General features: G+C 65.8%; 26 protein-coding genes. 6 read left to right on the top strand and 20 right to left on the bottom strand.

The features are described 5' to 3' along the window. The first annotated feature begins 5 nt into the window (after nt 1-5). Nucleotides 6-401, top strand: coding sequence for a DUF4280 domain-containing protein (locus U5A65_RS34135; RefSeq protein WP_321915754.1), 396 nt, complete (start codon nt 6-8; stop codon nt 399-401). Nucleotides 402-451: 50 nt separating this feature from the next. Here U5A65_RS34135 and U5A65_RS34130 read toward each other — a convergent pair whose 3' ends face one another. Continuing rightward, nucleotides 452-946: a hypothetical protein gene (locus U5A65_RS34130; protein ID WP_321915753.1), complete on the bottom strand. Its 495-nt coding sequence runs from the start codon at nt 944-946 to the stop codon at nt 452-454. Nucleotides 947-1,227: 281 nt separating this feature from the next. Here U5A65_RS34130 and U5A65_RS34125 point away from each other — a divergent pair, with 281 nt between their 5' ends. From U5A65_RS34125 to U5A65_RS34110, 4 genes are all read left to right on the top strand, one after another. Next, nucleotides 1,228-2,799, top strand: coding sequence for an alpha/beta hydrolase (locus tag U5A65_RS34125; RefSeq protein WP_321949049.1), 1,572 nt, complete (start codon nt 1,228-1,230; stop codon nt 2,797-2,799). 210 nt (nt 2,800-3,009) lie between these two features. Beyond that, nucleotides 3,010-3,426 carry a hypothetical protein gene (locus U5A65_RS34120; protein ID WP_321949048.1) on the top strand — a complete coding sequence of 139 codons (417 nt, stop codon included), beginning with the start codon at nt 3,010-3,012 and terminating at the stop codon, nt 3,424-3,426. After that, nucleotides 3,423-3,983 (top strand): MerR family transcriptional regulator, encoded by a 561-nt coding sequence (locus tag U5A65_RS34115; RefSeq protein WP_321949047.1) that lies wholly within the window; start codon nt 3,423-3,425, stop codon nt 3,981-3,983. The genes U5A65_RS34120 and U5A65_RS34115 overlap by 4 nt, the downstream gene beginning before the upstream one ends. A 141-nt stretch (nt 3,984-4,124) precedes the next feature. Continuing rightward, nucleotides 4,125-4,544, top strand: coding sequence for an ester cyclase (locus U5A65_RS34110; RefSeq protein ID WP_321949046.1), 420 nt, complete (start codon nt 4,125-4,127; stop codon nt 4,542-4,544). Between the two features lie 71 nt (nt 4,545-4,615). Here U5A65_RS34110 and U5A65_RS34105 read toward each other — a convergent pair whose 3' ends face one another. Next, on the bottom strand, nt 4,616-5,860 hold the full coding sequence (locus tag U5A65_RS34105) for an NAD(P)/FAD-dependent oxidoreductase (RefSeq protein WP_321915748.1): 1,245 nt from the start codon (nt 5,858-5,860) through the stop codon (nt 4,616-4,618). A 210-nt stretch (nt 5,861-6,070) separates the two neighbouring features. Here U5A65_RS34105 and U5A65_RS34100 point away from each other — a divergent pair, with 210 nt between their 5' ends. After that, entirely contained in the window at nt 6,071-6,808 is a 738-nt protein-coding gene (locus tag U5A65_RS34100; RefSeq protein WP_321949045.1) for a class I SAM-dependent methyltransferase, read from the top strand. Between the two features lie 30 nt (nt 6,809-6,838). Here U5A65_RS34100 and U5A65_RS34095 read toward each other — a convergent pair whose 3' ends face one another. Genes U5A65_RS34095 through U5A65_RS34010 form a run of 18 tightly spaced genes read right to left on the bottom strand, consistent with a single transcriptional unit; the run spans nt 6,839 to nt 23,838 of the window. Beyond that, nucleotides 6,839-7,279 carry an excinuclease ABC subunit A gene (locus U5A65_RS34095; protein WP_321915746.1) on the bottom strand — a complete coding sequence of 147 codons (441 nt, stop codon included), beginning with the start codon at nt 7,277-7,279 and terminating at the stop codon, nt 6,839-6,841. Between the two features lie 17 nt (nt 7,280-7,296). Next, nucleotides 7,297-7,752 (bottom strand): signal peptidase, encoded by a 456-nt coding sequence (locus tag U5A65_RS34090; protein WP_321915745.1) that lies wholly within the window; start codon nt 7,750-7,752, stop codon nt 7,297-7,299. A 35-nt stretch (nt 7,753-7,787) separates the two neighbouring features. Continuing rightward, nucleotides 7,788-9,029 carry a beta-ketoacyl synthase N-terminal-like domain-containing protein gene (locus tag U5A65_RS34085; protein ID WP_321949044.1) on the bottom strand — a complete coding sequence of 414 codons (1,242 nt, stop codon included), beginning with the start codon at nt 9,027-9,029 and terminating at the stop codon, nt 7,788-7,790. A 2-nt stretch (nt 9,030-9,031) separates the two neighbouring features. After that, on the bottom strand, nt 9,032-10,258 hold the full coding sequence (locus tag U5A65_RS34080; protein ID WP_321939592.1) for a beta-ketoacyl-ACP synthase: 1,227 nt from the start codon (nt 10,256-10,258) through the stop codon (nt 9,032-9,034). Beyond that, nucleotides 10,258-10,983: a 3-ketoacyl-ACP reductase FabG2 gene (locus U5A65_RS34075; protein ID WP_321939594.1), complete on the bottom strand. Its 726-nt coding sequence runs from the start codon at nt 10,981-10,983 to the stop codon at nt 10,258-10,260. Before U5A65_RS34075 ends, U5A65_RS34080 begins: the two co-directional genes overlap by 1 nt. Next, on the bottom strand, nt 10,980-11,465 hold the full coding sequence (locus U5A65_RS34070) for a hotdog family protein (protein WP_321915741.1): 486 nt from the start codon (nt 11,463-11,465) through the stop codon (nt 10,980-10,982). Before U5A65_RS34070 ends, U5A65_RS34075 begins: the two co-directional genes overlap by 4 nt. An 8-nt stretch (nt 11,466-11,473) precedes the next feature. After that, the gene (locus U5A65_RS34065; protein ID WP_321949100.1) at nt 11,474-12,646 is read right to left on the bottom strand and encodes a beta-ketoacyl-[acyl-carrier-protein] synthase family protein; all 1,173 of its coding nucleotides are present in this window, start codon (nt 12,644-12,646) and stop codon (nt 11,474-11,476) included. Further along, entirely contained in the window at nt 12,643-15,066 is a 2,424-nt protein-coding gene (locus tag U5A65_RS34060) for an MMPL family transporter (protein ID WP_321949043.1), read from the bottom strand. The genes U5A65_RS34065 and U5A65_RS34060 overlap by 4 nt, the downstream gene beginning before the upstream one ends. Then, nucleotides 15,063-15,740, bottom strand: coding sequence for a LolA family protein (locus U5A65_RS34055; protein ID WP_415766116.1), 678 nt, complete (start codon nt 15,738-15,740; stop codon nt 15,063-15,065). The genes U5A65_RS34060 and U5A65_RS34055 overlap by 4 nt, the downstream gene beginning before the upstream one ends. Then, a complete protein-coding gene (locus U5A65_RS34050; protein ID WP_321915739.1) occupies nt 15,728-16,168 on the bottom strand; it encodes a thioesterase family protein in 441 nt (146 codons plus the stop codon). Before U5A65_RS34050 ends, U5A65_RS34055 begins: the two co-directional genes overlap by 13 nt. After that, complete coding sequence (locus U5A65_RS34045) at nt 16,165-17,742, bottom strand: aromatic amino acid ammonia-lyase (protein ID WP_321949042.1); 1,578 nt, start codon at nt 17,740-17,742, stop codon at nt 16,165-16,167. Before U5A65_RS34045 ends, U5A65_RS34050 begins: the two co-directional genes overlap by 4 nt. Then, entirely contained in the window at nt 17,729-19,438 is a 1,710-nt protein-coding gene (locus U5A65_RS34040; protein ID WP_321949041.1) for a glycosyltransferase family 2 protein, read from the bottom strand. The genes U5A65_RS34045 and U5A65_RS34040 overlap by 14 nt, the downstream gene beginning before the upstream one ends. Further along, the gene (locus U5A65_RS34035) at nt 19,435-21,150 is read right to left on the bottom strand and encodes an AMP-binding protein (protein WP_321949040.1); all 1,716 of its coding nucleotides are present in this window, start codon (nt 21,148-21,150) and stop codon (nt 19,435-19,437) included. Before U5A65_RS34035 ends, U5A65_RS34040 begins: the two co-directional genes overlap by 4 nt. After that, nucleotides 21,147-21,809 (bottom strand): hypothetical protein, encoded by a 663-nt coding sequence (locus tag U5A65_RS34030; protein ID WP_321915833.1) that lies wholly within the window; start codon nt 21,807-21,809, stop codon nt 21,147-21,149. Before U5A65_RS34030 ends, U5A65_RS34035 begins: the two co-directional genes overlap by 4 nt. A 14-nt stretch (nt 21,810-21,823) precedes the next feature. After that, entirely contained in the window at nt 21,824-22,075 is a 252-nt protein-coding gene (locus U5A65_RS34025; protein WP_158759959.1) for an acyl carrier protein, read from the bottom strand. Between the two features lie 3 nt (nt 22,076-22,078). Then, nucleotides 22,079-22,378, bottom strand: coding sequence for a phosphopantetheine-binding protein (locus tag U5A65_RS34020; RefSeq protein WP_321915735.1), 300 nt, complete (start codon nt 22,376-22,378; stop codon nt 22,079-22,081). Beyond that, nucleotides 22,353-23,147, bottom strand: coding sequence for a lysophospholipid acyltransferase family protein (locus U5A65_RS34015; protein ID WP_321915734.1), 795 nt, complete (start codon nt 23,145-23,147; stop codon nt 22,353-22,355). The genes U5A65_RS34020 and U5A65_RS34015 overlap by 26 nt, the downstream gene beginning before the upstream one ends. Next, nucleotides 23,131-23,838, bottom strand: a complete 708-nt coding sequence (locus U5A65_RS34010; protein ID WP_321949039.1) for a beta-ketoacyl synthase chain length factor — start codon at nt 23,836-23,838, stop codon at nt 23,131-23,133. Before U5A65_RS34010 ends, U5A65_RS34015 begins: the two co-directional genes overlap by 17 nt. Nucleotides 23,839-24,265: the final 427 nt, after the last annotated feature.

Genomic DNA, 24,265 nt, shown 5'->3' with positions numbered 1-24,265 from the left:
ACACGATGACCAGTCCGCAAGTCTGCGCCGGCGCCACGCTGCAATGTTCCTTTGGCGGTGCGCCGGGCACGCTCAACGTGATGCCCGTTAATCGTGTGCTCGTGAGCGGCGTGCCCGCCGCAACGATTGCCGACTCGATTCCCATCGCCAATGTCACGCCGTTCGCCCTGTGCCAAAGCCCGGCGAACCCCACGGTAATCGCTGCGACAGCCGCGGCGCTGGGCGTGTTCACGCCCATGCCCTGTGTTCCGGCCACGCCGTCGCCCTGGATTCCCGGTGGCGCACCCACCGTCACGCTAGGCGCGATGCCGGCGCTGGATGCTCAGGCTACGCTCGTGTGCATGTGGGGCGGCGTGATCAAGGTGGTTCAGCCTGGGCAGGTCTCTACGCTAATTCCATAGGGCACGGCCGCGAGCGACACGCCCGCGATCGTTTCGATTCGGTCTGAATGTCAGCCCGGCGTTGCGTGCGCCGAGCCAAGGCCGAGCATGTATAGCGCGAAGTCGCGCATGATGTTCTGCACCGCATTGGTCAGAACACCCGTGAAACTGGCACTGAAGACTTTCTGGGATTTTTTTCCGAGTATCTCGACTTTGCTTGAGTGTGAAAACACGACATTCGGCACGGGACCGCCGCTAATAATGAAATCGTAATACGCGCTCGGCTTGTTCTTCACGGTGTATGTCGTTCCGGCCTTCTTCCCTTTGCTTGTGTCGAGATGAACAGGTGTTGGCCGCTCGGCGGTTACGTGGCAGGAATTCGCCACGCCCCCGCTCGCAATGGGTACCGTGATGTGATACTTCTCGTTCTGGAGTTCGAACGGCAAGTAAATGAGCGTACCGCCATCGTCTGTCGCGTCCTCGTAAGTGGCCGCCACAGGAAGAATTCCGCCTGCGTTTATCGCATTGTCCCAGTCCGTCTTGATGTTCGAGAAAACGAGAGGCATGGCTAGTCTCCTGGTAATTGGCCGTGAGATCCTTCTGACTAAATACTAGCCTGTCGGCTCTCAATTCGCCTCTTTGTTTGATGTGCGATAGACGTTTAATTACATGGAATCGCAGCCGACCATAAAGCGCGAGTGCCAATTCTTCTTAAAGCGCTTCACTGGAAAATTGTTCCCGCAACAAGTAGCAATCCGCGATTCTGTTTACCTATACTCGTTTGACTCTGCAAGGCAGCCCCATTTTCCGAACACCAACAAGAACGGAGCGTGAAATGCGAGGAGCGATGCTTAAGACGGGTTGGGTACTGCTGACTCTCTTTTTGTCGAGTGCCAGCAATGTCGTGCAGGCCGGTTCGACCTGTAGCGGGTTGAGCTGCTTTTTCCGCGGCCAGTTGGTCGAGCAGAGAACGAGCCTGCGCCTGAGCGCGGCTGACTTCACGAAACTGCTGGGAACGAACGCAACGGGTCAGCAATTGCTGCAGGTTGCAGGCACGCCGCGCTGCGACATCGAAATCAAGTACTTCCGCTACCTCACGATAGGCGGCGCGGGCGAACCCACGATGTCGAGCGCCGCGCTGATGATTCCAGGCGGCGGCGCCTCGTGCACCGGTCCGCGCCCACTCATGCTGTATGCGCACGGAACGACGACCTACCGCAACTACAACATCGCCGACATAACGCAAACGGACCCGGCCAACGGCGACGGCGCAGGTGAAGGCATTGCCGTGGCGGCGATCTACGCCGCGCAAGGCTATGTCGTGGTGGCGAGCAACTATGCCGGCTACGCCGGCTCGCCATTGCCGTACCACCCGTATCTGAACGGCGACCAGCAATCGGCCGATGTAATCGATTCGTTGCGCGCGGCCCGCTTTGCAATGGCGCTTCCCGGCCCGGCAAACAAGACGCGTGAGAACGGCAAGCTGTTCGTGACCGGCTATTCGCAGGGCGGCTACGTGGCGCTCGCCACGCATCGCGCGCTGCAGGCCGCCGGCATCAATGTGACGGCTTCTGCGCCGGGCTCCGGTCCGTATGCGCTGGGCGCCATGGCGGACGCGCTGGTTCAGGGCGAGGTCGACCTCGGCTCGACGATTTTCACAGTGCTCGTAACCACGAGCTACCAGCATGCGTATGGCAATATCTATCGCAAGCCAGGCGACTTTTTCGAAACGGCCTACGCCCCCGGTATAGAGGATCTGCTGCCGAGCGTCACCTCATTGGACACGCTGTTCGCCGAAGGCAAATTGCCTGCAACGCAGCTCTTCAGCAGCACGCCGCCTGCGGCACAGTTCGCTTCGTTGACGCCGCCGCTTGCACCGCCTCTCGCGCCGGCTCAATTGACGCCGCTATTCGCGTTGGGATTCGGCACGGCGAATCTCGTGCGCAATAGCTATCGTCTGAGCATGCTCGAAGATCAGATCGTCAATCCGGACGGCGCGTACCCCTCGCCGACCGCTGCGATGGCTCCGGCTGCCAGTCCGGCGCAGCCGCTGCGGCAGGCGTTCAAGCGCAACGATCTGCGTAACTGGGTGCCGCGCTCGCCCGTGCTGCTATGCGGCGGCCACCTCGACCCGACCGTGTTCTTTTTCAACGCGGCAATCGAGCAGGCCTACTGGAAAAACGCCAACGTCGCGCCTGGCCTGACGAGCGTGCTGGATGTCGACTCCGCACCCGGTGCGAACGACCCGTTCGCCGCAGTGAAGGCCGGCTTTGCGCAGGCCGAAGCGGCAGTCGCCGCACAGGCGGTCCAGGCCGGCGCAAAGGACGGCGGAATGTCCGCCGTCCTCCAGGCCTACCACGCCGACATCGTCGCGCCGTTCTGCATGGTCGCGGCGCGCGGCTTCTTCGGCAACTTCTGATTGGCGGGCCGGTATCGGGTTGCCGCGATAGATCACGAAACATTAACGCGCGCGTAGCGAACCTACGCATTAAGCGGAAAGCCGGGAGGATTGCAAATCAGGCTTTTGCATTCCTCTCGGTGTTTCACTGCCCCAAAAATCCGCTTGACCCGACTACCGTAGTCACCTTCACCATCGGCACTCTGTTCAACGAACATTGTGTCGAAACACATGGAAACGACCCGGCATCTCACCGACGACGCCTTCCTCGAAGCCTTTCTCTCTTGCCAGTTGCCGCCGGCGGCGTTCAATCATCGCAATCATCTGCGCGTAACGTGGATTTACTTGCAGCGTCACCCGCTTGAAGAAGCCATTGAGCGGACCTGCGCCGGCATTGCGCACTACGCCGCCCATCTCGGCGCACAAGATCGATACCACCGTACAATGACCGAAGCGCTGATCCGGCTCATGGCGCATGCGGGCGCTGCGAATCCGTCGCGTTCGTTCGAGGCATTTCTCGCCCATGCACCGGTATTTACCGGCGATTGCCGCACGCTCGTCGCCGAACACTACTCGCCCGAATTGCTGGCCCGCTCCGAAGCGCGCTGTGGCTTTCTCGAACCCGACAGACTTCCCTTGCCGTCATGACACGCATTACTCTCGGAAGACTGGCACGCGAGGCAGGACTCTCGCGCTCTTCGCTCCTGCACTACGAAGCGCTCGGCCTGCTGATGCCGAGCGCACGCAGCAGCGCAGGCTACCGGCTCTATGACGAGACGCAACACGAGCGCCTGCGCGCGATTTGCGCCTACCGGGCCGCGGGGCTGCCCTTGGCCGCGATACGCGACCTGCTCGCACGCGAGGGCAATGCCGCCGCACACATCCTCGAAGCGCATTTGATGCGATTGACCGCCGAGATCGCGCGCCTGAGGGAACGTCAGAAAGCCATTGCAACGTTGCTCGCGCAACCATCTTTTAGACGGCGTGGCAAGCAGCGCGGGAAAGACGCTTGGGTTGCGATGCTGCGCGGCGCGGGCTTCGACGAGGCGGAGATGGACAACTGGCATGCCGGGTTCGAGGCAGAAAACCCCGACTCGCACGCGGCATTTCTGGTTTCGCTCGGACTGACACGCGAAGAGGTAAAGGCAATCCGCCGGCGCGCGAAACTCGCGGGCAACCCTGCCGCAGGCCATTCGGGCTCGTGAAAGTCGTTGACCGTCAAAGCCGGGAATGTGCGCCACCGCACGTTCTCGCGCGACTCCAGCGCACGCCGTTGCGCGTGCGAGCCTACTCTGCAGCAACCGGCTTCCCCTTCCACTCTTCGCCAGCCAGGAGGCGTTCATCCCATGCACGACACTAGCGGTTTGGTTCGCGCGTTTATCGAAGAAGTCCTCAACCGTGGGCAGCTCGACGCCGCGGACCGGTTCTTCTGGGAAGACATGGTCGAGCAGGTGCCGTTTCCCGGCCAGGGTCCCGGTATCGAGGGCCTCAAGGATGTCGTGCGTGGCATGAGAGCCGCGTTCCCGGACATGCATTGGCGCGTCGAGGAACAACTCACAGAAGGGGATCGCGTGCTAACGCGCTTCGAGTGGACGGGCACGCACCAGGGCGCATTTCTCGGCGTGGACGCTACGGGGCGCGCCGTCAAGGTATGGGGCATGGTCATCGACCGCTTTCAGGACGGCCGGATCAAGGAAACCCGCCTCATCATGGACACGCTCGGGTTGATGATCCAGCTAGGCGCGGTTCGGCCACCGGGCGAATAAAAGCGCGCATGCCGGGTTGGCCCCGCGTCCCACCGCAGGTACCCAACCGGCAAGCGGTCTTTCGTCGATCGCTACATGGACCGCATGCACGCCTCGTGCAGCACGTTGAGCCTGCGCACCGGGTCCGCCACGTAAGGATTGCTCTCGTCCCACGCATAACCGGCAAGCACCGAGCTAATCATCCGACGGATCAAGGGCGTCTGGCGCGGGTAGTAAATGATGTCCTGCAGCTCGCCCGTGTACCAGCGCTCGACGAACGCGCGGAACGTGTCGATACCCTTGCGCAGCGGCACGTCGTATTCGGTCTGCCAGTCCACCGCCGCGCCGCCGAGCGCGCGCTCGACCACCTTCACGGCCAGGTGCGCCGAACGCAGCGCAATCGTCACGCCGGAAGAAAACACCGGGTCGAGAAACTCGCCAGCGTTGCCGAGCAGCGCGTAGCCTGGGCCATGCAATCGTTCGACGTTAGCCGAATAACCGCCGATCTGGTTCACGGGCATGAGAAACGGCGCGTCGCCGATCAGGCGGTTCAGGGTCGGTTCCTCGCGAATGAGCGCGCGCAGCCGCGCCTCGCGTTCCGCCTGGGACACGTCGAGGAAGGCCGCGTGCGCGACACAGCCAACCGACGAGCGGCCGCCCGCGAGCGGGATCATCCAGAACCACACGTCGCGGTGTTCGGGGTGAGTCGCGATGCAGATCTTGTTGCGATCGAAGGCGTCGAGCGGCAGGCCGTCGCGGACATGGCTGAAGATCGCGGCACGCGTGGGCAGGCCGGTCGGCGCTTCGAGGTTCAGCAGGCGCGGCAGTACGCGGCCAAAGCCGCTCGCGTCGAGCACGAAGCGCGCGTGCACTTCATAGCGCACCTCGTTTTCGTCGACGACTTCCAGCATCGGCGCGTCGCCCGTGCGCATCGCAACCACGGTGTGGCCGAAGCGCACTTCGGCGCCCTGCTGTGCGGCACAGTTGATCAGCAGCTCGTCGAATTTCGCACGCTCCACCTGGTAGGTCGTGCCCCAGCCCGCCGAATGCTTGTCGCGAAAGTCGTACGCCGTCGCGTGATCGCGCCATACGAAATGCGCGCCGTTCTTGTACTGAAAGCCCGCTTCCACGACCGCCTGCAACATGCCGGCCTCTTCGAGGTACGCCATGCTTTGCGGCAGGAGGCTCTCGCCAATCGAAAAGCGCGGGAAATGCTGGCGCTCGAGCACGAGCACCGAACGCCCGGCCTTGCGCAACAGGGCGGCCGCCACGGCGCCCGAGGGGCCCGCGCCGATGATCGCCACGTCGACGGCTTCGCGTCGCGCGGATGGGGTCATAACTGCTTCTCCAGTGCTCTTTTCCATAGTCCTGTCCCTTCACTGCGTCCTGACGCGACCTGTTACGTTCTGTCACGTCCTGTTACGTCTGTATGCCCAATGCAAGCGCACTGCGCTGCGCGAAACCGTGATTTTGACACCCCTCGCGCTGCCCTTGCATTTACAATCCCCATTCTCGTCCACGACCGCATTCGCAACGGATAAAAAAATATGTCGGTTTCCGAAACAAATGACGTGCCGTTCGTGCCGGAAACGGCCTTCGGCATCTGGTTTCTGCGCACGCATACGTGGGAGCACCACGTGCTGCGCGTGGCGATCAACGACCTCAAGCGTCTCGTGGACGTGCCCTTGCCCGCCGCACCTGAAATCGTCGATGTCGGCTGCGGCCAGGGCAAATCGTTCCGCCTGCTGGCCGAGGCTTTCCGGGCTCGCCGCATCGTCGGGATCGACTATCACGAGGCGTCGCTCGAACTGGCTGCGCGCGCCGCGCGCACGTGCCAGGACACATTGAAAACGCACACCGCATTCGAGCTGCTGCACGGCGACTGCGCGAACCTGCCGCTACCCACGGCCAGCGCGGACATCTTCTTCTGCCACCAGACGTTCCATCATCTGGTCGAGCAGGAACGCGCGCTCGCGGAGTTCCACCGCGTGCTCAAGCCGGGCGGCGTGCTGCTGTTCGCCGAATCCACCGAGGCGTATATCCGCTCGTGGGTGATCCGGCTGCTGTTCCGCCACCCCATGCATGTGCAGAAAAGCGCCAACGGCTACCTCGAAATGATCCGCGCGGCGGGCTTCCGCTTTTCGGAGCGCAATGTTTCGCTACCCTATCTGTGGTGGAGCCGTGCAGCGGATTTCGGTCTCTTCGAGCGCCTCGGCCTGCATCATCCCAAGCCTGGGAAGCGGCGCGAAACGCTCGTCAACGTAGCCGCCGTCAAGGCGGCGTGAGCCGGGTGGCCCGCCGCCGCCTGCCGCGGGTTACTTGCCGCCCTTGAGCGTCACCACGTCGCCAACGAGCGCCACGCCGGCGATCATCGCGCCCGCGCCACACGTAAATTCGGTGGCGCTCTCTCGAAGTTCGTTCTTGTAGTTGCTCTTGATGTTGATCACCGCGTTGCCGCCTTCCTTGCGCGCGCGTTCCTGCAACTCGGCCACGGCCGAAAGGAACACGTGCTGGCAGGCCGCTTCGTCGCTCTTGCCGAACGCGTTCGTCTTCTTGTTCGTGGAGTACTGGCCCAGCGTCTTCTTCACCGCCGGATGAGACTGGCCCGCAAAGTACAGCGCGATATCGTCGCTCACCTTGCCGGGCTCGCTCTTGAGCGCGGCATCTACCTGGTAGGTGTCGACCGTATTGCGTGCGTTCGCTTGCGACGTCGCAAAGGCCGCGCACAGCGCGGCGAGCATCCACAGTTTCTTCATCGTTCTTCTCCGTTGGTTCAATTGGCCCGCAGCACCACGAGGTCGCCCGTGACGGCAATCGCCGCCGCGCTCGGGCTCACGCCGCAGGTGTACTCGGTGGCCGATCCGGTTTCCGTGCCGTGAAAGCGCGTGGTCACGTTGATGACAGCGTTGGCGCCCTTGTTCTGGGCGTCCGCGCGCAGCTTGTCGAGCGCGCTGGCGAGCGCCTTGTTGCAGGTGGCCTCGGCGCCGTCGGTCGCACGGGCGACCCGCAGCGAATGCGAGGCGTCACCTACGTGGCGGACCACTTCCGGGTGCGGCTGCGCGCCGAAGTACACGTCGATCTTCGTGGCGGGGTTCGCGCCCGACGCGGCTTTGCCCGTTGAGAGCGCAGCGGCGGGCTGGATCGGCAGCGTGAGGCGTTGCGATCCGCAACCAGCCAGCGTCAGGCTGACGATGGCGGCCGCGCTCAGCGTGAGGTAAGTCTTTTTCATTGGAATCCTCATTATTTTCAGGGTTGCCCGAAACTTCAGACTGCATTCCAGGCGCGAAATACCAGGCTCGCGCAACTGCCGCCGAACCCGAATGAAACCGACATTGCCGTATCGATGCGCGCGTCGCGCGTTTCCCGCACGAGCGGCATGCCGGCGGCGGCGGCATCGAGCGCTTCGATGCCCACGGCGCCCGCAATCCAGCGATCGCGCATCATCAGCAAGGTGTAGATCGCTTCGTGCGCACCGCACGCGCCGAGCGGATGACCGCTGAGCGCCTTCGTCGAGGAGAACGCGGGCACCTCGCCGCCAAACACGGCGCGCAGCGCGAGCAGCTCCTCGATATCGCCCGTGGGCGTGGAAGGCGCGTGGGTGTTGATGTAGTCCGGGCGCGTGCCGGCCTCCGCCAGCGCCTCACGCATGGCGCGCGCAATACCGCTCGCCTGCGGCGCAACCATCTGCGCGCCATCGGTGCCGTGGCCGTAGCCGGTCAGCTCCGCGTAGATGCGCGCGTTGCGTGCCTGCGCATGCGCGAGCGATTCGAGCACGAGGATGCCAGCCCCCGAGCCGATCACGAATCCGTCGCGCAGCGCGTCATAGGGCCGCGACGCGCGCTCTGGCGTGTCGTTGAAGCCGCGCGAGAGCGCACCCATTGCGTCGAACATCAACGTCATGTTGTCGTGCAAGCCCTCCGCGCCGCCCGCGAGCACGATGTCCTGTCGGCCCGTCTGGATCAGCTGCATGGCCTGGCCGATGGCGAGCGCGGAAGTCGTGCACGCCGATGAAGGCGAGTACGTCACGCCTTCCATGCCGAACACATGCGCCAGATTCGCCGAGGTCGTGCTGCTCATCGCCTGCGGCACCGTATACGGTGGCACGCGGTCGACGCCGCGCGCGTTTGCGCTCTCCATGGCCGCGTCGTAAGCGGACATCGTGCCGACGCCCGAGCCCACCACCGCGCCGGCCCGAGGCGTGCGCAACGCGTGCGCGTCGAGATGTGCGTCGGCGATGGCGCTGCGCGCGGCGTGGCAGGCAAAGCGCGCCGTGTCGCCCATGAAACGTTCGGCTTTGCGCTCGAACGGCGCTTCGCCTGCCACAGAAGCCACTGCCGCCACCTGGATCGCGAAACCGCGTTCGCGCCACGCCTGAACGCGTGTGATGCCGCCGCGTCCGTCACGCAACCTCCCGGCGACGCTCTCGAGCGTGTTGCCAAGGCACGAGACGATGCCCATGCCCGTCACGACCACGCGCCGCAAGCCGCTCGCGGAAACTGTCTGCATGCTCAACGCGCGCGCCGGAAGATCAGCGACGTGTTCACGCCGCCAAACGCGAAGTTATTGCTCATCACGTACTCGGCGTCCAGGGTGCGCGGTTCGCCCATGATGTAGTCGAGCGGTGCGCAGGCCGGATCGACCTCGGTCAGGTTGAGCGTGGGCGCATACCAGTTGCGTTTCATCATCTCAATCGTCCACCAGGCCTCGATCGCGCCACACGCGCCGAGCGTATGGCCGATATAGCTCTTGAGCGAGCTGATCGGCATGCGCGCGCCGAAGGTTTCCGCCGTGGCCTGGCTCTCGGCCACATCGCCGCGATCCGTGGAGGTGCCGTGCGCATTCACATAGGCGATCGCTTCGGGGGCCAACTGGGCGTCGGCCAGCGCCTGGCGCATGGCGACCGCCATCGTCGCCGCCGTGGGCTGCGTGATATGCGCGCCGTCCGAATTGCAGCCGAAGCCCACCACTTCCGCATGAATGCGCGCGCCGCGCGCCATGGCATGCTCGTATTCCTCGAGCACGAGCGTAGCCGCGCCCTCGCCCACCACGAGGCCGTCACGCGCGGCGTCGAACGGACGCGGCGTGAGTTGCGGCGCGTCGTTGCGCGTGCTCGTGGCGTAGAGCATGTCGAACACGGCTACGCCCGGCCCCGAGAGTTCCTCGGCGCCGCCCGCGAGCATCAGCGTCTGCTTGCCGTTCGCGATCATCTCGTACGCGTAGCCAATGGCCTGGCTGCCCGAAGCGCACGCGCACGAGGTCGGCACAATGCGCCCCTTGAGGTCCCAGAAGAGGCTTACGTTCACAGCCGTGGTGTGCGGCATCATCTGCACGTAGCTGTTCGACGTCACGTCGCTCATCGAGCCCGTTTCGAGCATCTTGCCAAACGCGCGCACCGGCTCCACCGAACCGGCCGATGAACCGTAGGCCACGCCCATGCGGCCGTCCTTGATCGACGGGTCGTCGAGCAGGCCCGCGTCTGCCAGCGCGTGTTCACTCGCGCGCACCGCGTAGAGCGAGACCGGCCCCATCGAGCGCGTCTTCTTGCGCGGATAATAGTCAGGTGTATTGAACGCCGGCAGCGGGCACGCAAGGCGCGTATGCAGCGACTCGATATAGTCCCAGTCGTGCACGCGCTTGACGGCGTTGACGCCGCCTTTGAGTGCGGCTTCGACCTGATCCCACTGCTCGCCGAGCGCGGTCACGCCGCCCATGCCGGTAATGACGACGCGTTTCATCAGACCATCCCGCCGTTCACGCCAATGACCTGGCGCGTGACATAAGACGCCGCGTCGGACATCAGGAAGCCGACCACGGCCGCGACTTCGGCCGGTTGTCCCACGCGGTTCATCGGCACCGCCTTGAGTGCGTGATCGAGCGGTACGTCGTCGAGCATGCCGGTATCGACGAGCCCGGGCGCCACGCTATTGACCGTGATGTTGCGCGTGGCCAGTTCCACCGCGAGCGCCTTCGTCGCGCCGATCAGTCCGGCCTTGGCCGCGCTGTAGTTCACCTGGCCGCGATTGCCCGTGACCCCCGACACCGAGGCCACCGTCACAATGCGGCCGCCCTTGCGCGCCCGCACCATCGGCATGACGAGCGGGTGTACGACGTTGTAGAACGCGTCGAGGCCGGTTTCGATCACGATGTCCCAGTCTTCGTCGGTCAACGCAGGGAACGCGGCGTCGCGCGTGACGCCCGCACAGCAGACGATGCCGTAGTACGCGCCGTGCGCCGCGACGTCCTCTTCGAGCGCCGCGCGGCACGCGGCCCGGTCGCGCACGTCGAATTGCAGCACGCTGGCGGTGCCGCCCTGTGCGACGATGCCGGCCGTGACGGCATCGGCTTCGTTGCGGCCCGTACGGCAATGCACGGTGACGGCAAAGCCGTCCGCGGCGAGATGGTAGGCGATCGCGCGACCAATGCCGCGGCTCGCGCCGGTAACGAGAACACGCCGGCTCATGATCTGGAATTCTCCTCGATGAATGTCTGAAAATCGCGCGGCTGGTACACCTTCACGGTGGCTTCCGCTAATAGTTCGTTATCCTGCTTGATCGTGCAGCCGTACGCGCCGTGGCCCTCTTCGCTGCGCAGCAGTTCGCTGACCGTGACACTGAGCGGCGCACCGCTCGCGAATGCCGTCTGCGCCGCCTCATAGCGCCGCGTTCCGAGCAGCACGCCCGGGCGCGCGGTCTTGCCTTCGCGCATCGACAGCAGGCCTACGTGGGCCGCAATGGACTGCGCCATCAGTTCGATGCCGATCCACGCGGGCATCGCGCCCTGCGCGTCGGCGTACCACGCGTCGGTGCGCACGCTCGCAAGCGCCGTGAGCGACTCGTCGCTGCATGCCGCGACCGAGTCGAGCAGCAGCATCGTGCCGCGGTGCGGGATGATGGTTTCGATCGGCGGGAACGCGTCCATCGTTGATGAAAGAGCAGGATTCATGGTCTCGATCACCGTCCGAGTATGAGTGAGGCGTTGCTGCCGCCAAACGCGAATGAATTGCTCATCGCGTATTGGCGCGCGCCGCTGCGTGGCAAGTGGCGCACGTCCTGAATGAGGTCGAGCGCGGGCAGCGCCGGGTCGGCTGCTCCGTCCCACATGTGGTGCGGTAGCGCAACGTCGTCGCGGGCGAGCGTGAGCCACGCGAGACCCAGTTCGGTTGCGCCTGCTGCGCCGAGCGTATGGCCCGTGAGCGGCTTCGTGCCGCTCGCGGCCACGCCGTCGGGAAACACGCGCGCCATGAGATGCGCTTCCATCTGATCGTTCTTGATCGTGGCCGTTGCGTGCAGGTTGACGTAGCCGATCTGGGCCGCGCTTATGCCCGCGTCGGCGAGCGCCCCGCGCAATGCGAGTTCGCCGCCCGCGCCTTGCGGATCGGGTGCCGAGATATGGTGGGCGTCGCTCGACTCGCCCGCGCCCGCGAGCACTACCGGCCCTTCCTCGCGGCTCATGAGGAACACCGCCGCGCCCTCGCCGATGTTGATGCCGCGGCGCTGCGCGCTCATCGGATTGGTCCGCACGGGGCTCGTCGATTCGAGCGAGGCGAAACCTTGCAGCGTGAGTTCGCAGAGCGAATCGACGCCGCCTACGACGACCGCATCACACAGTTGCGCGCGCAACAGGCGGCGCGCGGTGACGAAGGCCTTGGCGCTCGACGTGCATGCCGTGGAGATCGTGTAGGCCGGCCCGCGCAGATCGAGCGCCGCAGCGGCGAACGGCGCGGTGGTCCCGATTTCCATCTGGCGGTAATCGAAGGTCGAAGCCGCTGCCGGCTGCGTGAACGATATTTCCGCCGCGCTGATGCCCGACGTGCTCGTGCCGAGCACGACACCGATACGCCCCGCGCCAAAACGTTCGCGCGCCGCCTCGATGGCCGGACGGATTTGCGCCAGCGCGGCGAGCAAAAGCCGGTTGTTGCGGCAGTCGTAGTGCGCAAGCGATGCGGGCGGTGCAACGTCGAGCGGCGCCTTCACGCTGCCCGCAAAGGCGGTGCCGGTGCGTGTCGTAATCGGCCCCATGCCGGGCGCCTCGCCGCGCGCGAGTGCGCCGACGATCGACGCCACATCGTCGCCGAGTGCGTTGACCATGCCGAGCGCGTGCAAATAGACAGGGAGCGCCATCAGGCCTTTCTCCGTGGTGTAGTGTGCGTGCCCGAGGGCATGCCGATAGGCGCGAGCATCACGGACACCATGATGCCGAGCGACAGCGTGGCGCCAAAGCTCTTGAGCGCGGGCATGGAACTCATGGCGAGCATGCCGAACGAGAGCAGCGTGGTCGCGGCCGAAAGCAGCACACCGGTCCACACCGCGCCGCGATCGGTGGAAGCGCGCATCGCGCCTTCGCGCAGAAAGACGGCGTAGTTCGCGCCCACGCCGAGCACGAGCATCAGCGCCAGCATGTTGAAGAGATTGATGCGAATGTGTGCGTAACCGAACGCCGCGAGCGTCACGCCGATGGCGAGCCACACCGGCAGCGTGACCGCGACGGCGCCACGCCAGCCGTAGCGGAACATCAGCAGCGCGAGCACGAGCGTCAGCGCACCCGCGAGCCAGATCGCACCGTCCTGCCGGTACACGCCAAAAAGGCGCGACACGCTCGCCGCTTTGTCGACGAAGCTCACGCCGGGCGACGCGTACGCAACGTCGAGAAGCGCGGGCTCGTTCGCAGCCGACACGCCCTGCGGAATCACGATCGCCGCGAATGCGCCGGGCGTGCTCACCGAGCGGCCGAGCCACAGATGGCGGAACGGCTGTGACCACGGTTCGGCGAGCCAGGCGTCCACGCGCAGCACGGCAGTGCCCGAGTGCGCCCACGCATCGAGCCACGTTTGCGCCACCTCGTCACGAAAGCCCGCTGCGCCGAGCAGCGTGCGCAAGGCGGCGGGATCGGCGAACACGTGCGCGCCGAGCAGCGTGCGATCGGCCCGCTGCCGCGCTTCGGACGGCACGAACGACGTCACCGATTGCCAGCCGCTCAGCGCGGACGTGCCCGTCAGCGCGCCGAGCCGCTTGCACAGCGTCTCGGTGCGCTGAAGCACGGCCTCAGGCGACGCGCCGCGCACGACGAAGAACTGGGCGCTGTTGTCGGCTCCTACTGCGCTCGACACCACACGCTCTTGCGCGACCAGCACCGGGTCCCGCTGGATCAGCAAATGAATGTCGTCGTCGCTGCGCAGTTGCAGCCAGCCCGGCACGGCGGCAATCACGAGCACGAGCGCGACGCCCCACGCACGCCGGCCGCCGATCAGCGCCTGCCATTTCGCAAGCGACGCCGCGGCGACCGCGAAGAGCGTCTGGGGACTGCGGCGCGCGGGCTCGGTCATGAGACTCGGCAGCAGCCAGATGACGGAGGCGAAAGCGGTAAAGATGCCGACGATGGCAAAGCACGCAATCTGCCTGAGCGCCGGGAACGGCGCGAACGTGAGAATGGCGTAGCCAAGCAGGCTCGTGCTGAGCGCCACCGTCAGCGCGGGCAGCACTTCGCGCGCGCCGCGCCGCGAATCCCAGCCGTGCCGCGCGCCCAGGTAGACGACGAAGTACTGAATGGAGTAATCGACCGCTTCGCCGATCAGGCTCGCGCCGAACACGAGCGTGAGCAGATGCAGCTTGCCGAAGACGAGCATCGTGGCGGCCAGCGCGCACACGATGCCGAGCGCGGTGGAAACGAAACCGAGCAGGATGAGCCGCGGCGAGCGGAAGATCCACAGCATGAGCAGCGCGATGCCGACCGCCGAAACGACGCCGACTACGTGTACGTCGCGCTCCGAGGCGCGCCGCGCCGACTCGGCATAGAACACGGCGCCCGTGCGCGCGATAGAGACATCGGGCCACGCAGCCTTGAGCGCCGCTTCGCCGTGAGCGACGGCAAGCAGCACGCCGCGCTGAACCTCGGATTCGTAGGCGGAACCCGGCAGCGTGCCGATCACGAGCACGCTCGTGGTGTTAGCGCGGTGCGCCACGAGAAAGCCGTCCTCGAGGGTGAGATTCGATGCCGCCAGCGGCAGCCCCGCGAGCCAATGCTGCAGCCAGCCGAAGGGATCGTCGGCGAGTGGCGTGGCGAGACCCGCGTTCGGCAGGCCATAGAGGCGTTCGGCGAGCGCGCCGTGCAGCGTCTCGGCGCTCCCGCCAGCCGTCGCGCGGTCTTCCGCCGTGAGCAGCCCGAAGCGGTACGGCAGGTAAAAACGCGTAATGCGACCCAGATCGAACGGCGGGACTTGCGCCGTCACCGAAGCAAACGCATGACTCGCGCTCAGTACCGCGCCCAGTTGCCCCGCCGCCGCTTTCGCGTGTGCCGCGTCCTGGCTCGACACGAGCAGCACGGCGCGATTGCCGAGCGCGCCCGCAAGCTGGTCCACGGCCTCTTCGGCAACAGGGTCGGCCTCGGTCGCGGGCAAGAGCGCCAGCAGGTTCGTCTGCAAGGGCGTCGGACCCGTAAAGCGCCAGGCGCAATACAACGTCGCCACGAGCGCGAGCAGCACCCACGCGGCACGCAGCGTCCACTGCCGCCACCAGGGCGTTCCGGTGCGAAGCTCGGAAGCACTCACTGCGGCGTTCCGAAAAGCTTTTCATCGGCGGGCGCGAGCCCGGACACCTGCGCGCTGCCGGTGAATTCGTACTGCGTGACGTCGCCGTTGGCGAAGGTGATGCGCAAACTGCTCAGAAAGTCGCCACCTTCCATCTCGATGCCGCGCAGCGCCTGCGCGATCTGCGGCTGACGCGGCACGAAACGCATCTGCCATTGGGCAGGTGTGCCGCGCGCCTCTACGTCGAATTGCGAGTACAGCCCGCTCAGGTCGCCGCCAAGCATGGCCCGCATCATCTTCGCGATCTCCGCCGCGCCGCGCGCACCTTGCGCGCCGCCGTTCGCGGTGCGCTGACCGGCCGCATCGATCACGGTGACGCCGCCCTCGCGCATGATCCACGTTTTCTTGTATGGCGTTTCGACCTGCCAGATCACGCCGCGCTCACGATAGAACAGCAGCGAGCCCGTGCTCACTAGCGGCGCTTTCATCGCGGCAAGCGTCTGCGTTTGCGTGAAATGCGAACGCACGCCGTTTGCGCGCGCGAGACGGGACGCGATTTGCGAAACGAGTGCCGCGTCGCTCGTGCTCGCGTTCGCGTTCGCGTTCGAGGGGGCTGTCACGGCCTGCGCCGCAGTGCCCATCGACTGAACCACAATCAGTGCGGCGACGGCCGCGCATCGTTTCAACGCGCCCATGCACGCTCCAGCTTGTCGAGCATGATGGGCGGCGAGACGAACTGCAGCTCCTGGGTGGCGGCATTCACGGCGACCTGGATCGTGTAGCCCTTCGTGAGCCGCGTACGCGAGTCGCGATCGTAAATTTCGTAGCCGATTTTCAGGCGGTTTTCGTATTCGAGCAGATGTGCGCACACCTCGAGCTGCTGCCCATACACCGCGGGCCGCACATATTTCAAATGCGCCTCGACAACGGGCCACACGTAGCCCGACGCCTGCATCTCACGATAGTCGTAGTCGAACTTGCGCAGGAGCGCCGCGCGGCCGAATTCGAAATACTTCAGGTAGTGGCCGTGCCAGCAGACGTTCATCGCGTCCACGTCATGGAACGGCACTTCCACGTTTGCGCTCGCGCTCAACGCCGGCGCAGGCTTTCGTGATTCGCTCATGGCCGGCCCTCCGTTGTTTGCGCGAGGAAGCCGCCCGCCGCGATCCGTTCGGTCATGGCGCGCAGTTCGTGTTCGAGCGCGCGGTCTTCATCGACGAACGGCGACGTCGCGGCGACTTCGTCCATGAACGCGGCAAGCGGTTCGGGAATCACCGTCGCGGCATTGGCGCGCAACCGCAGGCGCGCGGCCTGCACGGTGGCGAGCGCATGCGCGGCCGCGACCTGCTCGGTGAGTTGCAGCACACGCAAACAGTCGCGTGCGGCGATCGTGCCCATGCTCACCTTGTCCTGGTTGTGCGCCTCTGTCGAACGCGAGAACACGCTCGCAGGCATCGTGTGCTTGAGCGCCTCCGCCGTCCATGCCGACGACGAAATCTGCACGGCCTTGAAACCGTGATTGATCGGCGCGCGCGCGCTCGTCGCGCCCGTGAGGTTGCGCGGCAGGCCGTTGTTGAACTTGTCGTCGACGAGCAAGGCGAGCTGCCGGTCCATCAGGTCGGCAAGATTCGCCACCGCCGTCTTGAGACCGTCCATCGCGAACGCGATATGGCCGCCGTAGAAGTTGCCGCCGTGCAGCACGCGCTCGCCGTCGGGATCGATCAACGGGTTGTCGTTGGCGCTGTTCAGTTCGTTTTCGATGTCACGGCGCATCCACGTGAGCGCGTCGTTCGCCACGCCGATCACGTGCGGCGCGCAGCGGATCGAATAGCGGTCCTGCAGCCGGTGGCCGGGCGTATCGGGACGGCCCGCCAGATCGGCGCGGATCCACGCCGCCGCCTCGCCCTGCCCGGCATGCGGCTTGGCTTCGAAGATGAACGCGTCGAAATGCGCGGCGCGCCCGTCCAGCGCCACCGTCGCGAGCGCGGTGAGGCGCGCGCTCAAGCGCACGAGCTGCGCCGCGCGCGTGAACGCGAGACAGGCGAGGCCCGTCATGACCGCCGTGCCGTTCATCAACGCGAGGCCTTCCTTGGGCGCGAGCGTGAGCGGTTCGCGGCCGAGCGCGAGCCACGCGTCGCGCGCCTCGCATGGCGCGCCGCGAAACTGCACCTCGCGCTCGCCGACCAGCGCCGCGGCGACGTACGAAAGCGGCGTGAGGTCGCCGCTTGCGCCCACCGACCCTTCGGCGGGAATACGCGGCAGTACGCGATGATTGATGAGATCGGCGAGACGTTCGAGCAGCACCGGACGCACGCCCGAGAGCCCGAAGGCCAGCGAATTCAGGCGCGCGGCGATCACGGCGAGCGCCGAGGCATCGTCCAGATGCTCGCCCATGCCGCAGCCGTGATAGCGCGTGAGCTGCAACGGCAGCGCCTCGACGAGCGCCATCGGCACGTCGACCACGCAGGCGTCGCCGTAGCCCGTATTCACGCCGTACACGGTCGCGCCGGCTTCGAGATGCCGGCGCAGAAACTCCGCCCCCCGCGCGATGCGCTCGCGCCAGGCGGGGTCGTCGTTCAGGCGCACCGCGGCGCCGCCGCGCGCGACCGCCACGACGTCCTCGATCGTCAGATGGCGGCCGCCGAATACCACGGCGTCCGGCTTCACTTCGGCATCCTTCAGGTCAATCTCGGCCATTCGCTCCCCCACTGGGGCGCGCCCAGAAATCGTAGAAGTTGAACCATTGGTAAGGCGCCTTGCGGCAATAGTGTTCGAGGCGCGCGGCAAAGCGCTGCGCCCATGCCGCAATATGCTCGGCGCGGCCACGCCGCGGCAGATCGATGCGTTCCGCAAACGGCTCGAAGTAAAGCCGGTAACCCGCGCGCTCTTTCAGGCAGAACAGTAGATAGACCGGGCAAGCGAGCGCGTGCGCCAGCACATAGGGCCCCTGGGCAAACGCGGCGGTCTCGCCGAGGAACTGCGCCTCGGTGGTACGGCCGGTTTCGCGCGCAGGCGTGCGGTCGCCGACGATGACGAGCAACTCGCCGCGCTCGATGCGCTCTTGCATCATCAGCGCGGTTTGCGGGCCGAAGTCGCTCACGGGCACGAGATGCTGCGCGAAGTCGTGATGCGCAGAAGCCAGCACGCTGTTGAAGCGTTTCGCGTGCTCCGTGTAGACGATGGCCGTCACCTTCGTTTGCGCGCCTCGCACGGCCAGCGCCCGCGCCATTTCGAGGTTGCCGTGGTGCGAGCCGATCACGAGCGCGCCGCGGCCGCTTGCCAGCAGCGCGTCGAGCGCGCGCGGGTCGTCGATCTCCACATCGGTCTGATCGACGCGGCCCGTCCACGCGGCCAGTTTGTCGAAGCCCGACTGCGCGAACGAGAGCATATGGCGGTAGGCCGTGAGCCAGCCGGGGCGCGGCGTCTCGCGTTCCGGCGAGCACTGGCGCAGCCGGTCGAAATAGCGCCGCGAGGCTTCACGCGCGGGCCGGCCCGTGAGCAGAAAGTAAGCGACGATGGGGTGCAGCCAGAGGGTAGTGAAACGCCGCCCGAACACACCGCAGCTCCAGGCGAGCAAGGCCATGCCGAGCCGGCTGCCGCGTTCGGCCCTGCGCCACCATGCTTCGTTGCCCTCGCCCGCTTGCGCGCGCTTCGGCAAAACCTTGTGCGCGAGCAGGAGCGGCAGGCGCGCGAACATGCCCGCGACCAGCCGCGTATGGCTGCGGCTGATGCGCACGTTGTCCCACAGCACGTCGAAATGCGACACGCCATCGGCCGCGTAGGTGACGGCGGTCGGAATGGAGACGAACGCCACGCGCCGCCAGTGCAAACGCACGAGGATCTCGATGTCGAAGTCCATGCGCTCGGGCAGCTTCACGCTGTCGATCAGCGCGCAAGCGAGGTCGAGCGGATAGAGGCGAAAGCCGCACATCGAATCGCGGATCGTGAACGAGAGCGTCTCGATCCAGACCCACACGTGGGTCAGATAGCGCCCGTAGAGGCGCGATTTCGGCACGCTCTCGTCGTACACCGGCTGGCCGATCACGACCGCGCGCGGGTTCGCCTGCGCGGCGGCGAGAAAGCGCGGCACGTCAGCGGCGTCGTGCTGGCCGTCGGCGTCGATCTGCAGCGCGTGCGTATAGCCCGCGTCGCGCGCGGCGCGCAGCCCCGCCATCACTGCCGCGCCCTTGCCGCCGTTCACGGGCAGGCGCCGCAGCGTGAGCTTGCCGGCGTAGCGGCGCGCGAGGTCCGCCAGCACCTGCTGGGTGGCTTCGTCGCTGCCGTCGTCCACGACGATGAGCGGCAGGCCGTGAACGATCAGGTTCGCCACGGTGCCGCCAATCGCGTCCTTGTGGTTGTAGATCGGAATGACGATACAGGCCGCGAGGCTCATGCGGGCTCCCGGTACACGAAGGCGCCGGACGCGCAGTCGCGCTCGCCAACGCGCCACGCGAACGCCACGCGGCGGCGCACCGCATCGTGCCTGAGCACGAGCTTGAGCAGCGCGCCCGGCGGCACCGGCATGGTGAATTTCAGTTGATCGACCGAGGCGAGCGCGCGCACGCCGGGCACCCACTCGCGCGCGAAGCGCATCGCCCAGTCGACCTGCACGACGCCCGGCAGAATCGGCAAGCCTGGAAAGTGGCCCGCGAAATGGACAAGCGTGTGCGGCACGCGCAACTCGAATACGCGCGCTTCTGCGTCGTCCCACTGAGCGAGCAATTCGAATCCTTCAACGCTTGCCGCGAACGCGTGAGCGACCGCTCGCGCCTGAATCTTGCCGCGCGAGTCGACGGGCAGCGCGCGCTGAATGCGCCAGTGGCGCGGCAGCACGACCGTGTCGAACCACGCTGCGAGATGGCGGCGCAACGCTTTGAGGAGCAGCACGCGGCCGTCGCGGCGCAGCGTTTCGCGGCCCTCTGTGGAGAGCACAACGAGCGCGCCGATGCGCTCGCGCGAGCCGCCTTCGAGCAGCACGGTTCTCACTTCGGCAACGCCGGGATGCAGCAGCAGTTTGCTCTCCATCTCGCTGAGCGACACACGCTTGCCGGCGAGCTTGACCACGCGGTCCAGACGCCCTTGCAGCACGAAGCGGCCGTGCTCGTCGAACGCGGCTTTGTCGTCGGTGCGATGCCAGTCGTCGTGACCCAGGTGCGGCGAGCGTACTTCGAGCGCGCCGCCCTCTTCCACAGCACCCGCGCGCACGGCGATGCCCGGCATGGGCGTCCACGCTTGCATTTCATTTTGCCTGCGCCAGGCGACGCCGCCCGTTTCCGTGCTGCCGTAGATCTCCAGCGGCGCAGCGCCAAACGTGGCGGCGTATTGCTTCGCGGTGTCGAGCGGCAGCGGGCCGCCCGACGACAAGAACGCGCGCGGCTGCGGACTGAGCGCGGCAAACCCCGGCAGATCGGGCCAGCGCGAGAGTTGCGCAGGCGTCGAGACGACGACCGTCGCGCCGCACTGCACCGAACACTCAGTAATGCGCGCCTGTAGTTGCGCGGGATCGGCGCAGGTCGCGCGGGCAAACGGCCTTCCTGCCGCAAGCGGCCAGAACACGCGGAACAGCAAGCCGTAGATGTGGTGATGCGGCACGCTCGCGAGCACCGCCGCTTTGCCCAGAAGCGCGCCCCAGGCGGCTTCCAGCGTATGCACCTCCGCGTCGAACTGCGCCAATGTCTTGTGGACGGGCTTCGGCGTGCCGCTGCTGCCGGAGGTGAAGAGCGTGAGCAAGGCGTTCGCGTCGATCGACACGTCGGCTTTCGCAGGTTGAACCGCAGGGATCTCGGCACACCAAGCGGCGAGCTCGTTTTCGTCGAGCACCGCATCGTACGCATCGCTCAGTTCAGCGAGATAGCCCGCCGTCGCGTTTGCGGGAATCACCGGCACCTTGCCAGCCGCAAGCAGTCCGAACAAAGCGCAGGCGAACTCATACGGGTCGTCGCTCCATAGCACAACGCGCTGGCCCGGCCGCGCGCGCATGCGTGCGGCGATGCCAAGCGCATGTGCGCGGAACGTCGCGAAGTCCGTCACGTTTGCGCCATCGACGCAAACCGCGCTGCGCGGCTCGCGGTAACGCGCCACGAGAAGCTCGTGCAATGCGATCACGCCGCCTCCCGTCGCGCAGCGCGCGGGAGCATGATCCACTTGCGCCACGCAAACTCGCCAGCAAGCAGCGCGCCGATGATCCCATAGGCAATCGCGCCGTTGTAGAGCGACCAGGCACGGGCTGGCAATGCGAGCGCTGTCCAGGCGGAAAACACGCTGTTCACTGCGAAAAAACCACACCAGATCTGCGTGACGCGGCGCGTATAACGCACGATGTGTGCGGGCGGATCGGCATAAGTCAGACGTGCGAATTTCTCGATCATCGACGGCCCTTTGACGAGGGTCGCGCCGAATGCGACGAGCAGACCGAGATTCACGAGCGAGGGATACAGGCGCATGAGGCGTTCGCTATTGGTGAAGACGATGGTCACCGAGGCGGCATTGAGCATGACGGCCACGGCCCAGTCCACCGGCGTGAGCTTGCGCAGGGTCGCGGCGAGTGCGCCCGTGCCGGCCACGCGCTGCATCCACAGCAGCACGAGCAGCAACAAGCCCACGAAGCGCGGCGAATCCCAGCGCCACGCGCAAAGAATCACGACCGGGTAGGCGAGACTGGCAATCAGCCGCCACTTGCCGCGTGCCCGGCCGCGTGCGCCGTCGTCTGCCGTGCCGCTTTCACCTGCACCGGCAGGCTCAGCCGAGCCGTGCCCGCGAAGCACCGTCACGTATGGCCTCAAGCCTGGGTCACGAGCAGCGACTCGACCGCGGCGATCACGTCGCCCACGGTGCGCACCTGCTTGAACTCTTCCGGTTTGATGCGGCGGCCCGTCATTTCCTGCAGTTTGATCGCCAGATCGACCGCGTCGATGCTGTCCAGATCCAGTTCCTCGAACAGATGCGCCTCCGGCGTGACGCGTGCCGGATCGATATCGAAGTTCTCGTGAAAGATCTCGCGGATACGGTCGAGAATTTCAGCTTCGCTCATGATTCAATCCCCTTTCCCTGCAGTGGCTTCCAGCGCCTCGTTTTCGTTTGTGTGGCCCGCGACGAGCGCCGCAAGCGTGTTGATCGACCGAAAGTAGCCGCGCACGTTTTCGTCGTCGGCGTTGATGGTCAGTTGATAGTGCTGGCGCAGCACGATGCCGATCTCCAGCGCGTCGATCGAGTCGAGTCCCACGCCATCGGTGTCGAACAGCGGCGCGTCGTCGTCGATATCGGCGGGCGTGAGATGCTCGAGATCGAGCGCCTCGATCAGGAGCCGCTTAATTTCCAGTTTTAAAGTATCCATAGTCAAACAGGTGCTGTGTGATTTGCGCCTCGATAGTGCGCGTGACGTTGCGCGCGGCGAGTGCGGAGGGCATGTCGCGCGGCGCGAGCCGCTGGACGCCGATGGGCGCCAGCACGTTCACGGTCATGCGGAAAGGTCGCTGCGGAACGTGGTACCAGTGCATCTGCTTGGTAAAGGCGGGCGGGTCGCAGTGCATGAGCACGGGCAGCACCGGCGCGCCGGCCTCCAGCGCCGTATGCGCGAAGCCGCGCGAGAACGCATGCAGCCGATTTGGCGCCGGGCTGCGCGAGCCTTCGGGAAAAATGATCATGCTGTAGCCGTTCGCGAGCTGGCGCGCGCAGTCCTGCACGAAGCCTGCGGGATCGGCGTTGCTCACGTATTCGGCCGCACGCACGATGCCCCAGAAGCACGGGTTGCGCCAGTGCGCGTTCTTCACGACGCAACAGGCGGAAGGCGTGAGCGCGAGGAGCACCACCACGTCGAGATAGGTGGGATGGTTCGCCACGACGATGGCGGGCGCGCCCGAACGCAGCGCGTTCGCGCCGGCCACGTCGAGCGTCATGACGCCCGCGCGCTGCAAAGCGGCCACGAGCGCGCGGAAAAACCAGTGAATGACGGTGGTGATCGCGCGCTGCCGCGAAGCACGATGCGGCCAGACCCACGCGAGCGGAAACACGATCACCGAGAAGAGCAGCCCGCATGCGCCGAACAACGCGAAGGCGAAGCCCGTGGCGAAGAGCCGCCAGCCGTAATCAAGCCGAGCCGACATGCCAGCTCCATTGCCAGGTGCCGCCACTGCCCTGCCACGCGGCGCGCTCACCCTCGCTCAGACAGTGATGCAACGCTTCGCTTTGCGTGGCGAATTCGCGTGCCTGTGCCTGTGCGGCCGTGTCCGGCTTGTTTTCTGTGATGGAGCATGCGAGCCGGCCTTGCGGCGCTGCGCTCGCGTCGAGCAGCAATGCGAACGCGCCGCGCTGCACTTCCTGTTCGATTGCGCCGTAGCGCGCGTCGGCGGGTTCGTCGGCGTAGACGACCAGCACCGGGCTGCCGGGGTCTTCCGAATAAAGCGCATGGCCTTCGAGCAGCGCGTAGCCCAGCGTTTGCGCGCCTGCGGAGAGCGCCGTAGCCGGCGAGCGGTCGCCCCGCACGATGCCGAACAGCCCCGTCATCGCGTTGAGCACGGAAAGGCTGAACGCGTTAGGCGAAACGGGCTTCTTTGCCTCGATGTCGCACAGAATGTCCGTCGTGCGGCGCAACTCACCGTGCCGCGATGCGAAGACCACGCGTGCCCGGGTTTGCGCATCGACGCAGTCGCCCGCCACCTTCAGCGCCATCCGCGAAAGCGCGCTCAGGCGGCGGCGCATCATCGGATCGACGAACGCAACCTCAGGCAAACTTTCCGCTGCGGAAGACCAGAAGGACCAACGCGCTACGGGCATGGTCCACGATAAATCGGGCATAACGGGTTGACGGTGTCCACGGCCGCGGCGTGCGGGCTCTCAACCCCGAACGGCGTATGTTTATTTTTCCTCGGCCCGCAAATGCTCTGGGCGGAGTTCTCGTGCGTACTTTAACGGCTTGGTTCCCGAATTATTTAGGGTGGTTCGTGAAATATTTTGAAATGACTTGTTGAGCATCAAGAAATTCCTTGAAATCAAATGCTTAAGCATGGGGCTAATGCGCGCATCTGCCTAAGCAGAACCGATTTCACAGGGAGGAATCCAGGCCGATGGTTTCGCGCCCGCCACTCGGTCGAAATAGGCATCTCCCCTTGCAGGCCGTAGAATGCGGGCACCGAGGGCCAGTTTCGGTCATTGACTGCCATCCCTCAGCTTTCAGTCATCCGAGCACTTATTCTTCCAGTCGCCCCACCATGCTTTCCCTTTC

The organism is Paraburkholderia sp. J10-1, from assembly GCF_905220165.1.
Classification (GTDB): Bacteria; Pseudomonadota; Gammaproteobacteria; order Burkholderiales; family Burkholderiaceae; genus Paraburkholderia.
Note: the sequence above shows the minus strand (reverse complement) of the source record. Positions and strands in the feature narration are given on the sequence as shown.

Bases quoted from the DNA above. Each gene is read 5' to 3' on its own strand.
- U5A65_RS34020 (WP_321915735.1), bottom strand. From the start codon at position 22,378: ATGGATACTTTAAAACTGGAAATTAAGCGGCTCCTGATCGAGGCGCTC.
- U5A65_RS34090 (WP_321915745.1), bottom strand. From the start codon at position 7,752: ATGAAAAAGACTTACCTCACGCTGAGCGCGGCCGCCATCGTCAGCCTG.
- U5A65_RS34080 (WP_321939592.1), bottom strand. From the start codon at position 10,258: ATGAAACGCGTCGTCATTACCGGCATGGGCGGCGTGACCGCGCTCGGC.
- U5A65_RS34105 (WP_321915748.1), bottom strand. From the start codon at position 5,860: ATGACCCCATCCGCGCGACGCGAAGCCGTCGACGTGGCGATCATCGGC.
- U5A65_RS34125 (WP_321949049.1), top strand. From the start codon at position 1,228: ATGCTTAAGACGGGTTGGGTACTGCTGACTCTCTTTTTGTCGAGTGCC.
- U5A65_RS34055 (WP_415766116.1), bottom strand. From the start codon at position 15,740: ATGGGCGCGTTGAAACGATGCGCGGCCGTCGCCGCACTGATTGTGGTT.
- U5A65_RS34075 (WP_321939594.1), bottom strand. From the start codon at position 10,983: ATGAGCCGGCGTGTTCTCGTTACCGGCGCGAGCCGCGGCATTGGTCGC.
- U5A65_RS34085 (WP_321949044.1), bottom strand. From the start codon at position 9,029: ATGCAGACAGTTTCCGCGAGCGGCTTGCGGCGCGTGGTCGTGACGGGC.
- U5A65_RS34010 (WP_321949039.1), bottom strand. From the start codon at position 23,838: ATGCCCGATTTATCGTGGACCATGCCCGTAGCGCGTTGGTCCTTCTGG.
- U5A65_RS34040 (WP_321949041.1), bottom strand. From the start codon at position 19,438: ATGAGCCTCGCGGCCTGTATCGTCATTCCGATCTACAACCACAAGGAC.
- U5A65_RS34025 (WP_158759959.1), bottom strand. From the start codon at position 22,075: ATGAGCGAAGCTGAAATTCTCGACCGTATCCGCGAGATCTTTCACGAG.
- U5A65_RS34100 (WP_321949045.1), top strand. From the start codon at position 6,071: ATGTCGGTTTCCGAAACAAATGACGTGCCGTTCGTGCCGGAAACGGCC.
- U5A65_RS34070 (WP_321915741.1), bottom strand. From the start codon at position 11,465: ATGAATCCTGCTCTTTCATCAACGATGGACGCGTTCCCGCCGATCGAA.
- U5A65_RS34130 (WP_321915753.1), bottom strand. From the start codon at position 946: ATGCCTCTCGTTTTCTCGAACATCAAGACGGACTGGGACAATGCGATA.
- U5A65_RS34015 (WP_321915734.1), bottom strand. From the start codon at position 23,147: ATGTCGGCTCGGCTTGATTACGGCTGGCGGCTCTTCGCCACGGGCTTC.
- U5A65_RS34050 (WP_321915739.1), bottom strand. From the start codon at position 16,168: ATGAGCGAATCACGAAAGCCTGCGCCGGCGTTGAGCGCGAGCGCAAAC.
- U5A65_RS34095 (WP_321915746.1), bottom strand. From the start codon at position 7,279: ATGAAGAAACTGTGGATGCTCGCCGCGCTGTGCGCGGCCTTTGCGACG.
- U5A65_RS34045 (WP_321949042.1), bottom strand. From the start codon at position 17,742: ATGGCCGAGATTGACCTGAAGGATGCCGAAGTGAAGCCGGACGCCGTG.
- U5A65_RS34135 (WP_321915754.1), top strand. From the start codon at position 6: ATGACCAGTCCGCAAGTCTGCGCCGGCGCCACGCTGCAATGTTCCTTT.
- U5A65_RS34120 (WP_321949048.1), top strand. From the start codon at position 3,010: ATGGAAACGACCCGGCATCTCACCGACGACGCCTTCCTCGAAGCCTTT.
- U5A65_RS34115 (WP_321949047.1), top strand. From the start codon at position 3,423: ATGACACGCATTACTCTCGGAAGACTGGCACGCGAGGCAGGACTCTCG.
- U5A65_RS34110 (WP_321949046.1), top strand. From the start codon at position 4,125: ATGCACGACACTAGCGGTTTGGTTCGCGCGTTTATCGAAGAAGTCCTC.